10 protein-coding genes are annotated in these 13,578 nt (G+C 68.0%); 5 read left to right on the top strand and 5 right to left on the bottom strand.

The features are described from left to right. The first annotated feature begins 136 nt into the window (after positions 1-136). From QMZ26_RS03940 to lpxH, 4 genes are all read left to right on the top strand, one after another. A complete protein-coding gene (locus QMZ26_RS03940; protein WP_283220644.1) occupies positions 137-3,064 on the top strand; it encodes a TonB-dependent receptor in 2,928 nt (975 codons plus the stop codon). A 144-nt stretch (positions 3,065-3,208) separates the two neighbouring features. After that, complete coding sequence (locus tag QMZ26_RS03935) at positions 3,209-4,354, top strand: glycosyltransferase family 1 protein (protein ID WP_200733265.1); 1,146 nt, start codon at positions 3,209-3,211, stop codon at positions 4,352-4,354. Then, positions 4,335-4,874: a phosphatase PAP2 family protein gene (locus QMZ26_RS03930; protein WP_079220791.1), complete on the top strand. Its 540-nt coding sequence runs from the start codon at positions 4,335-4,337 to the stop codon at positions 4,872-4,874. Before QMZ26_RS03935 ends, QMZ26_RS03930 begins: the two co-directional genes overlap by 20 nt. A 54-nt stretch (positions 4,875-4,928) precedes the next feature. Beyond that, positions 4,929-5,675, top strand: a complete 747-nt coding sequence (lpxH, locus tag QMZ26_RS03925) for a UDP-2,3-diacylglucosamine diphosphatase (RefSeq protein WP_283220643.1) — start codon at positions 4,929-4,931, stop codon at positions 5,673-5,675. Between the two features lie 94 nt (positions 5,676-5,769). Here lpxH and QMZ26_RS03920 read toward each other — a convergent pair whose 3' ends face one another. Then, positions 5,770-7,023 (bottom strand): zinc-dependent metalloprotease, encoded by a 1,254-nt coding sequence (locus QMZ26_RS03920; protein ID WP_283220642.1) that lies wholly within the window; start codon positions 7,021-7,023, stop codon positions 5,770-5,772. Positions 7,024-7,250: 227 nt separating this feature from the next. Between QMZ26_RS03920 and QMZ26_RS03915 the strand changes: the two genes are divergently transcribed. Continuing rightward, positions 7,251-8,717 (top strand): DUF2235 domain-containing protein, encoded by a 1,467-nt coding sequence (locus QMZ26_RS03915; RefSeq protein WP_200733262.1) that lies wholly within the window; start codon positions 7,251-7,253, stop codon positions 8,715-8,717. A 663-nt stretch (positions 8,718-9,380) separates the two neighbouring features. Here QMZ26_RS03915 and QMZ26_RS03910 read toward each other — a convergent pair. From QMZ26_RS03910 to QMZ26_RS03895, 4 genes are read right to left on the bottom strand one after another with little or no spacing between them, the layout of a single operon-like run. After that, the gene (locus tag QMZ26_RS03910; protein ID WP_079220787.1) at positions 9,381-10,205 is read right to left on the bottom strand and encodes a ferritin-like domain-containing protein; all 825 of its coding nucleotides are present in this window, start codon (positions 10,203-10,205) and stop codon (positions 9,381-9,383) included. A 9-nt stretch (positions 10,206-10,214) separates the two neighbouring features. After that, the gene (gene purF, locus QMZ26_RS03905; RefSeq protein WP_079220786.1) at positions 10,215-11,681 is read right to left on the bottom strand and encodes an amidophosphoribosyltransferase; all 1,467 of its coding nucleotides are present in this window, start codon (positions 11,679-11,681) and stop codon (positions 10,215-10,217) included. Between the two features lie 30 nt (positions 11,682-11,711). Continuing rightward, positions 11,712-12,461, bottom strand: coding sequence for a CvpA family protein (locus tag QMZ26_RS03900; protein WP_283220641.1), 750 nt, complete (start codon positions 12,459-12,461; stop codon positions 11,712-11,714). A gap of 37 nt (positions 12,462-12,498) precedes the next feature. Further along, positions 12,499-13,533, bottom strand: a complete 1,035-nt coding sequence (locus tag QMZ26_RS03895; protein ID WP_283220640.1) for an SPOR domain-containing protein — start codon at positions 13,531-13,533, stop codon at positions 12,499-12,501. Between the last annotated feature and the right edge of the window lie 45 nt (positions 13,534-13,578).

Genomic DNA, 13,578 nt, shown 5'->3' with positions numbered 1-13,578 from the left:
TTCGCCACATCCTCTTTACATCGGATTAACGAACGAGAATAAATCGAAGTCACCGGCTCAGTCTTTTCGACCCGAGCCGACATTTGCCGGGGCTCCTTTGGCCCCGCACCCGAAGCTTCTGAGAGAGAGAGACGCGATGACTTCACGCACCACCGTGCTGGGCAAGGCGATCCGCCACGCCCTGATCGTCGGCACCGCAACGATTGCGCTGCCCGCATTCGCCCAGGAAGGCGCACCCACCACCCTGGACCGCATCGAGATCACGGGCTCGCGCATCCGCCAGGTCGACGTGGAAACCGCCCAGCCGGTGCTGGCCCTGAGCCGCATGGACATCGAGCGCCAGGGCTTCAGTTCGGTGCAGGACATCCTGCAGAACGTCACCGCCATGGGCAGCCCGACCATCAGCCGCGCCAACGTGCTGACCGCAGGCGAAAACGCCGGCGGCAGCTACGTCGACATGCGAGGCCTGGGCACCCAGCGCACGCTGGTGCTGGTCAATGGCAAGCGCCTGGGCATCAGCACCTCCGGTTACCAGGATCTGTCCGTGCTGCCGGTGTCGGCGATCGAGCGCGTGGAAATCCTGAAGGACGGCGCGTCGGCCATCTACGGCTCCGATGCCATGGCCGGTGTGGTCAACATCATCACCCGCAGCAACGTCAACGGCATCACCGCCAACGTCTACCACGGCCAGTTCAGCGAGGGTGACGGCGCCCGTGACCGCGTTGACGTCGTGGCCGGTTGGTCCAACGATCGCTTCTCGACCACCCTGGCCATCGAGCACTCCGAAGAAAAGGCTGTGTGGGCACGCGATCGCGGCTTCAGCCAGTACAGCAACACCGACCGCCACCCGACCGAAGGCTGGACCACCACCAGCCAGTGGGGCCAGTTCACCGGCCTGCGCGGTCCGGGCTGCACGGCGACCGCCGGCTGCGGCTACTCGTTGAACCGTGGCGCTGACCCGACCAAGCCGGGCAACTACCATCTGACCGACTCGACCGCTTTCACCGGCGACGTCAGCAACACCAATGATCAGATGCACCTGAGCTATCCGATCAAGCGTGATTCGGTGTTCTTCTCCGGCTCGGCCAACATCACCGACGACGTCCGTTTCAAGACCGAACTGGGCTACAACAAGCGCGAATCGACCCGCGTGACCGCCGGCTACCCGCTGTCGTCCAGCACGCTGGGCGCAACCGGTGCTGCGGGCAACATGTCCATTGACAGCTACTTCAATCCGTTCGGCAACAAGAACGGCTATGCCACCCCGACCTCGGTGGCCTGGAACCGTCGTACCTGGGAACTGCCGCGCGAAAGCACCAGCGAGCTGAAGACCTACCGTGCCGTTGCCGGCTTCGAGGGCAGCTTCGAGCTGGGCGAGCGCTACTTCGACTGGGACGTGGGTTACCAGTACAGCAAGAATGAACTGACCCAGCACACCACCGGCAACCTGCACAAGCAGCGCGTCATTGATGCCGTGGGCCCGTCCTATCTGAATACCGCCACGGGCAAGGTCGAGTGCGGCAGTGCTGCTGCACCGAAGGCCAACTGCATGGTGTGGAACCCGCTGGTTCCCTACGGCGTGCAGAATCCGTACGGGCTGGATGGCAACCAGGCACTGCAGGACTGGCTGTTCCCCGAGGAAAACGCAACTGGCCAGACGACGACCAAGAACTGGTTCGCCAACCTGAGCGGCAGCCTGTTCACCCTGCCGGCCGGCGATCTGGGCTTTGCATTCGGCGTGGAAAACCGCGAAGAAACCGGCAAGTTCATCCCCGATGCCCTGGCCCAGACCGGCGCGACCACCAACCTCGCCGCAGGCCCGACCGGTGGCGCGTACAAGGTGAAGGAAGCGTACCTGGAGCTGAACGTGCCGGTGCTGGCGGACCTGCCGGGTGCTCGTGAGCTGAGCTTGAACGCAGCCACCCGCTTCTCCGACTACAACACCTTCGGCAACACCCTCAACAGCAAGTTCGGTTTCAAGTGGAAGCCGATCGACCAGCTGCTGGTGCGTGGTACCTGGGCCGAAGGCTTCCGTGCGCCGACCATCAACGACCTGTTCGGTGGCGGCTCGGAAACCTTCCCGACCTTCAGCGATCCCTGCGACAGCGTCTACGGTTCGGCACGTTCCAACGCCGCCGTGCGTGCACGCTGCGCCCAGGACATCGCCAACGTCGCGGCCTTCCGCCAGCTGGACAGCACCAACAGGCCGACCAGCGGTTCGAGCGCCGCCAGCCCGGTGGCGTTCACCTCGGGCTCCAACCCGAGCCTGCTGCCGGAAACCTCCACCAGCCGCACGCTGGGCGTGGTGTGGAGCCCCACCTTCATCAGCAACTTCAACGTGTCGCTGGACTGGTGGAAGATCCGCATCGACAACACCATCGTGTCGGACAGCCCGAACCAGATCCTGATCGACTGCTACGAGCAGAACATCGAATCGCGCTGCTCGCGCTTCTCGCGTGACCCGGTTACCGGCATCGTCACCGGCCTGCGCTTCGGCAACCGCAATGCGGGCTTTGCCGAAACCGAAGGCTACGACATGGACGTCAGCTACCGCCTGGATACCGCCTACGGCAAGCTGGGTGCCTCGTGGTCGACCACCTATGTCAGCTCGAACATCTACCGTTCGTCCAATGACGTTGCCACCGTGCCGACCACGATCAACGGCATCGCAGCCAATACCGGCATCGGCTTCCGGGTGCGTTCCAACGCAACCCTCAGCTGGGATCTGGAGAACTTCGGCGTCAGCTGGACCGCGCGTTACTTCTCCGGCGTCAAGGAACAGTGCCTGAGCCTGCCGAACCATCCTGACGAGTGCTCCGATCCGGGCGTGTATGCCCCCTGGTACAAGGGCGCACGCAACTACAACGAACGCGGCTCGGTCACCTTCAATGACGTGCAGGTGCGCTACACCCTGCCGTGGAACGCAACCGTCTCGGTCGGCGCCAACAACGTGTTCAACCGCCTGGGTCCGGTGATGTACACCAAGCCGAACTCGGTCTACTCGTACTACGGCGGCTTCGACATCGGTCGCTTCGTGTACATGCAGTACAAGCAGAGCTTCTGATCCATCGGATCAACCCCGCACTGCAACCACGGCCCTTCGGGGCCGTGGTTTTTTCATTCCGGGCGGCCGTCATCCCACGGTCGCAAAGCGGTAACAGGCACTACATGGGCAGGCCCGAGCATGCCGGAAAACCGGAGGCCCGCCATGCGCCATGCCATTGTCACCGAGACCTATCCGCCGGAAGTCAACGGCGTCGCACTCACCGTGCAGGGCCTGGAACTGGGACTGCGCGCGGCCGGCCATGAGGTCGACCTGATCCGTCCACGACAGGCCAGTGAAGCACTGGACTCGGCGCCCGGCACGCTGCTGGTGCCGGGCGCCGCCCTGCCCCGCTACCCGGGCCTGCGCTTCGGCCTGCCCGCGCCGATCCGCCTGGGCCGCCACTGGCAGAAGCAGCGCCCTGACGCGGTGTACATCGCCACCGAAGGCCCGCTGGGCTGGTCGGCGCTGCGCACCGCCCGCCGCCTCGGCATTCCGGTGGCGACCGGCTTCCACACCCGCTTCGACGAATACCTGCCCGACTACGGCGTTGCCTGGCTGCAGACGGCGGCGATGCGCTGGATGCGCCGCTTCCACAACCAGGCCGATGCCACTCTGGTGCCGACCCGCGAACTGCAGCACTTCCTCACCGACCAGGGCTTCGAGCGCGTGCGGCTGCTGGCGCGCGCGGTGGACAGCCAGCAGTTCGATCCCAGCCGGCGCGATCCCGCATTGCGCGAGGAATGGGGCGTGGACGGCAACGGACTGGTCGCCATCTACGTGGGCCGCATCGCTGCCGAGAAGAACCTCGGGCTGGCGGTGAAGGCCTTCCGCCGCCTGCAGCAGGTGCGGCCGAAGGCACGCTTCGTGTGGGTCGGCGACGGCCCCGCACGGGAGAAGCTGGCCCACGAGAATCCCGATTTCATTTTCTGCGGCATCCAGCGCGGCGACGCCCTGGCCCGCCATTTCGCCAGCGGCGACCTGTTCCTGTTCCCCAGCCGCAGCGAGACGTTCGGCAACGTGACCCTTGAAAGCATGGCCTGCGGCCTGGCCACCGTGGCCTTCGACTACGGCGCTGCGCGCGAGTACCTGCGCAACGGCGAGAACGGGGCCGCCGTGGACACCGACGAACAGTTCATCGAAGCGGCCGTGCAGCTGGCCAGCGACGATGCACTCCGCCGCGAGCTGGGCAGCAACGCCGCCCGCGCGATGAAGCGCCTGCACCCGCAGCAGGTGGTGGCCGAATTCGAAACGCTGCTGGCCGAACTGGCCCAGGCACGGAGGACCGGACATGCGCACAACGCCGCTTGAAGGACTGGCTGGCCGCGAAGCGCGGCTGTGCCGCCGGGCCAACCACTACTGCCGGCGACGCCGCGTGCGTCGCCTGTTCTCGATCATCAGCCGCCTGGGTGATGGCGTCTTCTGGTACGTGCTGATGGGCGCGCTGGTACTGGTCGATGGTTTCGACGGCCTGCGCGCATCGGTGCACATGGCCGCCACCGGCCTGGCCGCACTGCTGCTCTACAAGGGCCTGAAGCGCTGGACCCGGCGCCCGCGGCCATATGCGGCCGACCTGCGCATCCGCGCCTGGGTGGCACCGCTGGACGAGTTCAGCTTCCCCTCCGGCCACACCCTGCATGCGGTGTCCTTCACCATCGTGGCGCTGGCGTACTACCCGTGGCTGGCACCGCTGCTGGTGCCGTTCACCTTCGGCGTGGGCCTGTCGCGCGTGGTGCTGGGCCTGCACTACCCCAGCGACGTGCTGGCGGCCACCGGCATCGCCGCGCTGCTGGCCTCGGCCAGCCTGGCCTGGCTGCCGCTGCCGGTTTGACGCGGTCGCGCCCGCCAGGCCGTGCCCGGCGAGCCGATGCCCTAGAATGCCCGCATGACGACGCTGTTCATTTCCGATCTGCACCTGGACCCCAGCCGTCCAGCCATCACCGACCTGTTCCTGCGCTTCCTGCGCGAGGACGCGCCCGGCGCGGACGCGCTGTACATCCTCGGCGATCTGTTCGAAGCCTGGATTGGCGATGACACGCCCTCGCCGGCCGCCGATGCGGTGGCCGATGCGCTGAAGGTGCTGTCCGACAGTGGCGTGCCGGTGTTCTTCATGCGCGGCAACCGCGATTTCCTGCTGGGCGAGGACTATGCGCGCCGTGCCGGCCTGCGCATCCTGCCCGACCCCTGCGTGATCGAGCTGTACGGCCGCCCGGTGATGCTGCAGCACGGCGACCTGCTGTGCACCGACGACATCCCCTACCAGCAGTTCCGCGCGCAGACCCGCGACCCGGTGTTCCAGGCCCAGTTCCTGTCGCAGCCGTTGGCCGCACGCATTGCGTTCGCGCAGAAGGCGCGCGATGCCAGCCAGGCACGCCAGTCGGAAATGAAACAGGGTGACCGCGCGCAGTTCGAAACGGTGACCGATGTGGCCCCGGCCGAAGTCGAGGCCACCTTCGTGCGCCACGGCGTGGACACGATGATCCACGGCCACACCCACCGCCCGGCCATCCACACGCTGCAGGCCGGTGGCCGCAGCTGCACCCGCATCGTGCTGGGCGACTGGTACGAGCAGGGTTCGGTGCTGCGCGTGGATGCCGGCGGCTGGCGCCTGGATTCGCTCAAGCGCGAATGACGGATTGCCGGGTGCCAACCAAGGTTGGCATCTACCAGAGCGCGCAGGCCGGTAGACGCCGCCCCTGGTCGGCGGGTGCCATCCGGTAACCGCCTCAGCGGAAGCCGGCCACCGTGTGCTTGGTGGTGACCAGCACGCGCTGGTTGTCGGCTGAACTGGCAATGCCCATCGGAATGCCGTTGTAGCTGATGTTCGGGTTGGACCAGTAGTTCAGGCGCGGGCAACCGCGGGTGCAGTCATAGGCCATGATCGTGCGCCAGCCGGTACCGGTGGACGGCTCGTAGCGGTAGCCGTGGCCGAAGGCATACGGCGAGGTGCTCGGATCGTTGGCGATGTCATGCCGGGCACTCTGCAGGTGGCCGATCTCGTGGGCGAAGGAGTAGTACCCGGTCGCGCAGTCCCAGTACACCGCTGCGAACGCCGTGGCCGCCGTCGAGCCGATGCCCGAGGCCAGGCCGCAGTAGCTGGTGTTGTTGATCAGCAGGACGCCGACATCGGCCGTCGTGCTGTTGCGGCTGGCATGGATGCTGTCCATGTAGCCGTCACTGGTCGTGCGGAAACGGGTCAGGTCGGTGGTGAAGTTGCCCGACTCGGTATAACTGGTGGTTTCATACCCGGCCAGCTGCATGGTGATGCCGACGTTGCTGTTGGCATACCCCTGGTTGGATTCGGCCACCGCCAGCTGCACCAGCGATTGCATGTTGCCGCCATAGGCCGCCACCGCGGCATTGGTGGCCACCACCAGCACGCGGATGGTCGCGGGCGTGCCCGACGATGCCTGGGCGATGCCGATGCGATCCTGGGCCGCCATCGGAATCTTCGGCAGCTGGTTGTAGTCGGCCGGGTGGTCGGCAGGCATCCGCGTTTCGTCCACCGCCACCAGGATGTGGCGATCACCCAGCGGGCGCAGCCGGTACAGCTTGCCGTCCTTGCGGATCGAGCCGGTGAGCGTGTTGCCCGAGCGCACCACGATCAGTGAATTGCCCGGATCGTCCTGGCCATTGGAGGTCGCCTTCTGCAGGCGGTCCGACGGCGCGCGGATCTGCCCGTACCAGATGCTGCCACCGTCAGGCAGCGCCTCGACCCTGCTGCGGATCGCCTGCACCTGCTGCCCCAGCAGTTCAAATTCCAGCTGCGGCTGCGCGATGGCGGCCGCGTCGATGCGCACTTCCTGTACCGTGGCCGTGGACGGTGTGGACAGCAGCCGGGCCAGTGCGGGATCGCTGCCGGCCGAAGCGCGGCTGAGGATGGTCACCGGTTCAAACAACGGCGCGGCACTGGCCGCCGCCGCCACCGAAAGGCCCAACAACACGCCAACCGCCGTTCTACCCATCGATCTGGACATCATTCTGGTCGCTCCTGGAAGTGAGGTGGACAGCCTTGATGCATCACGACCCGGTTTGCCGGGTCTGGCCATTCGGCCTGTCCAGCGCGTGTGAATTCAATAGAGGACAGGCGTCAGCATCCGGATCTGTGATCCACGGCCTCGGCGTTCAGGCAGGTCAAAAACGCCAGTACACTTCGCCAACACATGGCGTTCGCGCCACCGTGACGCGGCCACGACGGGGAACGCACATGGCACCAGGACAGCACCAGGCAGATGCGGACGCCGATCCCGGCGTGCTGCGCATTGGCCTGTTCTTCGACGGCACCCGCAACAACGCGCACAACCTCGCGCGCGGCCGGCCGCAGTCGCCGCAGCCACGCCCTGCCCTGCTGCGCGCCGACGATGACTCGACTTACCAGAGCCGGCTGACCAGCAGCTACGACAACGGCACGACCAACATCACGCGGCTGTACCAGCTGTACCCGGACAGCCGGCGCACGCCCGGCGTCGGTGCGTCGCTGGCGATCTACATCGAAGGTGTCGGCACCCGCGATGACGCCGAGGACGACCTGATCGGGCTGGCCTTCGGCGTGGGTGCCAGCGGCGTGCGCGCCAAGGTCCAGCGCGCGCTGCAGGTGCTGCTGCCGGCGGCCCTGGCCGCGCTTGCCGCGCAGCGGCGTACCCCGCTGCACAGCGTGCAGGTGGACCTGTTCGGTTACTCGCGTGGCGCGGCGGCCGCACGCGATGTCGCCAACCAGCTGCACGGCTGGGACGGCGCGCGCTGGCGACAGCTGCTGCAGCAGGCGGGCCTCGTGTGCGCGGTGGATTTCGCGGTACAGCGCCCGGCGCTGCGCTTCATCGGCCTGTTCGACACCGTGGTGGCGGTCAACGGTGGCCGTGCCGATGAGCGGCCGCAGCTGGCCCTGCCTGCCGGCATCGCCGGCCGCGTGGTGCAGCTGGTGGCCCGCGATGAACACCGCCAGCACTACCCGCTGACCACGGTGGCACCGACGCATGCCGAGATCGTGCTGCCCGGCGTGCATGCCAACATCGGCGGCGGCTACGACCAGACCGAGGAAGGGCCGAAACTGCTGAGCCGGCCGCACCGGCAGCAGCTGCGACGCCCACCGGTGCCCGACTACCAGACGCCCTCGCTGGCGCAGCTGCAGGCGACCACGGTCTACGCCGAAGCGCAGGCCGATGCCGAACGCTGGCGGCAGCAGCTGGGCCTGGACGAGAAAGAGGTGTGGGTGGATGTCTGGCACCAGTGGCAGCAGCAGCGCCGTGCCGGCAGCCGCAGCGTATTGCTGAGCCCCGTGCTGTACGTGACCGCAGCGGTGGTGCTGCGCCGGCCCATCGACTGGCGCTACCAGCTGATCGGCCTGCAGGTGATGCAGCGGCAGGCCAGAGAAGCCGGCGTGCAGTGGACGGCCGAGGCGGCCGACGTGGCGGACTGGGCGCTGCCTGCCAACCTGCAGCCGATCGCACGGCGCTTGCTGGAGGGACAGGCACTGACCCCGACCCAGGAAGCACTGCTGCGCCGCCGCTACCTGATGCAGTCGGCGCACTGGAACTTCGATGCACTGGGCGACACCGCGCTGACCTACGCGGCCGATGCCGGCGTGAGCGAGTTGCCATACCGGCCCGGGCCCGGCCTGTTCTACATCAACCGGCCGACGGTAGACGGCAAGCGCGTGGTGTTGCCCAACGCGTGACGTGCATCCACGCATGGCGTGGATCTACCCGCGACCCGGTGCGTGGCGTGTATCCACGCATGGCGTGGATCTACCCGCGGCCCGGCGCGTGACGTGCATCCACGCATGGCGTGGATCGACCCGCGACCCGGTGCGTGGCGTGTATCCACACATGGCGTGGATCTACCCGCGACCCGGCGCGTTACGTGCATCCACGCATGGCGTGGATCGACCCGCGACCCGGCGCGTGACGCGCATCCACGCATTGCGTGGATCGACCCGCGGCCCGGCGCGTTACGTGCATCCACGCATGGCGTGGATCGACCCGCGGCCCGGCGCGTGACGTGTATCCACGCGTGGCGTGGATCTACCCGCGACCCGGTGCGTGGCGTGTATCCACACATGGCGTGGATCTACCCGCGGCCCGGCGCGTGACGTGTATCCACGCATGGCGTGGATCGACCCGCGACCCGGCGCGTGACGTGCATCCACGCATGGCGTGGATCTACCCGCGGCCCGGCGCGTGACGTGTATCCACGCGTGGCGTGGATCTACCCGCGACCCGGCGCGTGACGTGTATCCACGCATGGCGTGGATCTACCCGCGACCCGGCGCTTCACGTGCATCGCGGCCCGGTGCCTGAAGTAGATCCACGCCATGCGTGGATGGCACCAGCCGCGTGGATCAACCCGCCTGTTCGATCAGGTTGGCCAACTCGTCGGCGTCGAAGCCTGCCAGCAGGCGCGCTTCCAGATTGAAGGGACCGTGCAGGTAGCCGCCGGCATATTCCAGCAGCAGTTCCTTGAAGCGTGCGCGCGGCTCGACGCCGGCGCGTTCGCAGTACCAGCGGTACCAGCGCGAACCGGCAGCAACATGCGCGACTTCCTCGCGCAGGATCACTTCCAGCACATCGGCGGTTTCAGCGTCGCCGACATTGCGCAGCTTCTCGATCATGCCGGGCGTCACGTCCAACCCACGCGCTTCCAGTACGCGCGGCACCAGCGCCATGCGCGCCAGGCCGTCATGCGCGGTCTTCTCGCACATCTCCCACAGGCCGTTGTGCGCGGGGAAATCGGCGTACTCGTGACCATGCACCTGCAACCGCTCGCGCAGCAGCAGGAAGTGCCGCGACTCATCGTCGGCGCAGCTCACCCAGTCGGCATGGAACGCCGCGGGCAGGCCGCGGAAGCGATACACCGCATCCCAGGCCAGGTCGATCGCGTTCAGTTCGATGTGGGCAATGGCGTGGATGAAGGCGGCGCGGCCTTCCACCCCGCCCAGCCCACGCCGCGGCACCTGCCGCGGGTGCACCAGCACCAGCCGCGCGGGGCGGCCGGGCATGCGGATCGCTTCAGGCGGCGGCGCATCGGCGGCCACCTTCAGGCGCCCGGCGCGGAACGCCGCCGCGTAGGCCTGGGTCAGCGCCACCTTGCGCAGCGGGTCGGCTTCGGCCAGGCACTGCTGCGCAGCGCGCAGCAGGTCGCCACCGACGTCGGGCACATCGACCACGGCTGGACCTCAGGCGCGGCGCTTGTGCTTGGCGTCGTCCGAACGCAGCTGCTGGATGCGTTCGAAGTAGCCCGGCTCGATGCCCGTCGGGTAATGGCCGTTGAAGCAGGACGAATCGAAATTGCGCAGCGCCGGATTGCCCTCGCTCACCGCCGCTTCCATGTCCTCGATGTCCTGGTAGATCAGCCAGTCGCAGCCCAGGTGGGCTTCGATCTCTTCCACCGTGCGGTTGTGCGCCACCAGCTCCTCGGCTGCCGGCATGTCGATGCCGTAGATGTTGGGGAAGCGCACCGGCGGCGCGGCGCTGGCCAGGTAGACCTTGCGCGCGCCCGCATCGCGGGCCATCTGCACGATCTGCTGGCTGGTGGTGCCGCGCACGATCGAGTCGTCCACCAGCAGCACCACGCGGTTGCGGAACTCCAGGTGGATCGGGTTGAGCTTGCGGCGCACCGACTTCACCCGCTCGCCCTGCCCCGGCATGATGAAGGTGCGGCCGATGTAGCGGTTCTTGATGAAGCCTTCGCGGTACTTCACGCCGAGCACGTTGGAGATTTCCAGCGCGGCATCGCGCGAGGTGTCCGGGATCGGGATGATGGTGTCGATGTCGTGGTCCGGGCGCAGGCGCAGGATCTTCTCGCCCAGCTTGATGCCCATGCGCATGCGCGCCTTGTGCACCGAGACGTTGTCGATCATCGAATCCGGGCGTGCGAAGTACACGTATTCGAAGATGCACGGGGTGTGCTCGGCCGGCTCGGCGCAGATTTCCGAGAACAGCTCGCCGCGCGCGGTGATCACCAGCGCTTCGCCCGGCTGCACGTCGCGCACGCGCTGGAAGCCCAGCACGTCCAGCGCCGCCGATTCGGAGGCCACGATGTATTCATCGCCTTCGGCGTGGCTGCGCTTGCCCAGCACCAGCGGGCGGATGCCATGCGGGTCGCGGAAGGCGACCAGGCCCAGGCCCAGCACCACGCTGACCACCGCATAGCCGCCCTTGCAGCGGCGGTGCACGCCGGCCACGGCACGGATCGCCGCTTCCGGGCTGAGCTGGCGCTGCTGTTCCAGTTCGTAGGCAAACACGTTCAGCAGCACTTCGCTGTCCGAATCGGTGTTGACGTTGCGGCGGTCCTGCTCGAACACCTGGCGCCGCAGGTCTTCGGTGTTGATCAGGTTGCCGTTGTGGGCCAGCGCGATGCCGTAGGGCGAATTGACGTAGAACGGCTGCGCTTCGTCCATGCCTTCCGAACCCGCGGTCGGGTAACGCACGTGGGCGATGCCGATGTTGCCTTCCAGGGTGGACATGGTGCGGGCGTCGAACACGTCGCGGACCAGGCCGGTGGCCTTCTGCACCCGCAGGCGGCTGCCGCTGGCGGTGGCGATGCCTGCCGCGTCCTGGCCGCGATGCTGGAGGACGGTCAAGCCGTCATACAACTGCCCGGCGACGTTCTGGTTGCCGACGATTCCGACGATGCCACACATGGTGCGAGGTCTCCGCTGGGCCGTGCCCAGTTACAAGGAAGGTGGCCGTACCTGGCCTGGGGTTCCGCCCGCAGCGGGCGCGGGCCGTGCCGGACGCTCGGGCGCCGGCTCGATGCTGCTGGGCAGTGCCGAAGCCGCGACGGGCTCCTGCTGTGCGTCCACGGGCCGCGGCCATCCGCCGCCCGCCACTACCTCGTTGAGGACGCCATTATCGCCTGTGATGACCGGCTTGCCCAACACCTGCACAGCAGATGGGGCGTTTTCCGGCAGGGGCAAGGGCAGATGGTCGGGCAGCAGGCCATCCAGCGGCAGGCCCTCCCCCAAGGCCGGCAGCTGCGCCTGCATCCAGGCGACGGCCGGCTGCAGCAGCGGCCGCAGCTGCGACTGCTGCCACGACGGCTCGCCCGGCAACGCAGTGAAGCCCGCCAGCAGCAGCAGCACGCTGGCCAGCAGCAGCCCGCGCAGCAGGCCCAGCGCGCCGCCGAGCAGGCGATCCACGCCCCCCAGCAGGGTCAGCTTGATGGCGGCCTTGAGCAGCAGGCCCAGCAGGCCGACCACCACCACCGTTGCGATGAAGACGCCCAGGTAACCGGCCAGGTAGTGGCCACTGCCGGGCGGCTGCGGCGCGGCCCAGGCGTGTGCGGCCTCACTGCCGAAGGTGAAGGCCGCCCAGGCGGCAAGCAGCCAGGACAGCAGGGCGACGACGGTGCCGATGAAGCCACGCATCAGGCCGAACAGCACCGAGGCGGCAATCAGCACGCCCAGCACGATGTCGATCACCTCGCCCCCTCCTGCTTACGGCGGGCGATCGGCCGGATCATGGGTGTGGTCGGACCATGCCGGCCACGCCGACCTTGGCGGCGACCTGTGCCTTCAGCTGTTCGGCGTCTGCGCGATTGGCCACCGGCCCGACGCGCACGCGGTGCAGGGTGCCCTTCTCGGTGCGGACCTGCTCGACGAAGGCGCTGAAACCGGCGGCGCGGACCTTGTCGCGCAGCGCATTGGCATCGTTGGCCTGGCCAAATGCACCCAGCTGCACGGCAAAGCCGATGCCGCTGGCAGCCGGGGCTGCTGGCGTGGCCGGGGCCTCGGGCTTGCTGGCCGTTGCTTCCGGCTTCGGCTGCGGCTTGGCCGGTTCAGGCTTGGGCTGCTGCTTGGGGGCTTCCGGCTTGGGGGCCGGCGGCGTGGCGGCGGCCGGGGTGCTGGCCGGCAGGCTTTCGCTGCGTACCGGGTTGGCGGCAGCCGACGGCGACGGTGCAGCAACCGGCGTGCTCGCGCTGGGCGCGGCCGGGGTGGCAGCCACGGCCGAAGACGGCGCGGTGCTGGCATCCAGGGTGATGACTTCTGCCTTGACGTCACCGCGGACCTTCACCGCCTGCAGGCGCGCGGCTTCGGCCTGCGCGCGGTCGGCATACGGCCCCACGCGCACGCGCCAGGCCGGGCGACCATTGATCGATGCGGTTTCGGTGAAGCCCGGCAGCTGCGAACGCTTCAGGTAGGCGATCACGGCATCCGCATCGGCCTGGCTGCCGTAGGCACCGAAGGTGACGGCGTAGTTGCCGGCGGCGACGGCCGGCGAGGTATCCACGGTGGGCGGGGTCGCCGGCGCAGCGGCGTCCTCGACCGGCTTGGCCTGGCCGCTCTGCAGGCCGGTGGCGCCACCGGCCGGGGCGACCAGCGGCAGCTCACGGGTTTCGAACTGGCCATCGGCCGGCGCGTCGGGCGCGGCGATGGGCACATTGGCCACGCCGCTGTCCGGGGCAGGCCCCTTGACCAGCATCGGCAGGAAGATCACGGCCAAGGCCACCAGGACGATGGCACCAATCAGACGCTGTTTCAGGGGCGTATCCACGTGAGGCAGGCGACAGGCTGGAGATGGGTCGATTATACGGGTGCC

The organism is Stenotrophomonas sp. PFBMAA-4, assembly GCF_030053215.1.
In the GTDB taxonomy this organism is placed as follows: Bacteria; Pseudomonadota; Gammaproteobacteria; order Xanthomonadales; family Xanthomonadaceae; genus Stenotrophomonas.
This window is presented reverse-complemented; position numbering and strand designations above follow the sequence as displayed.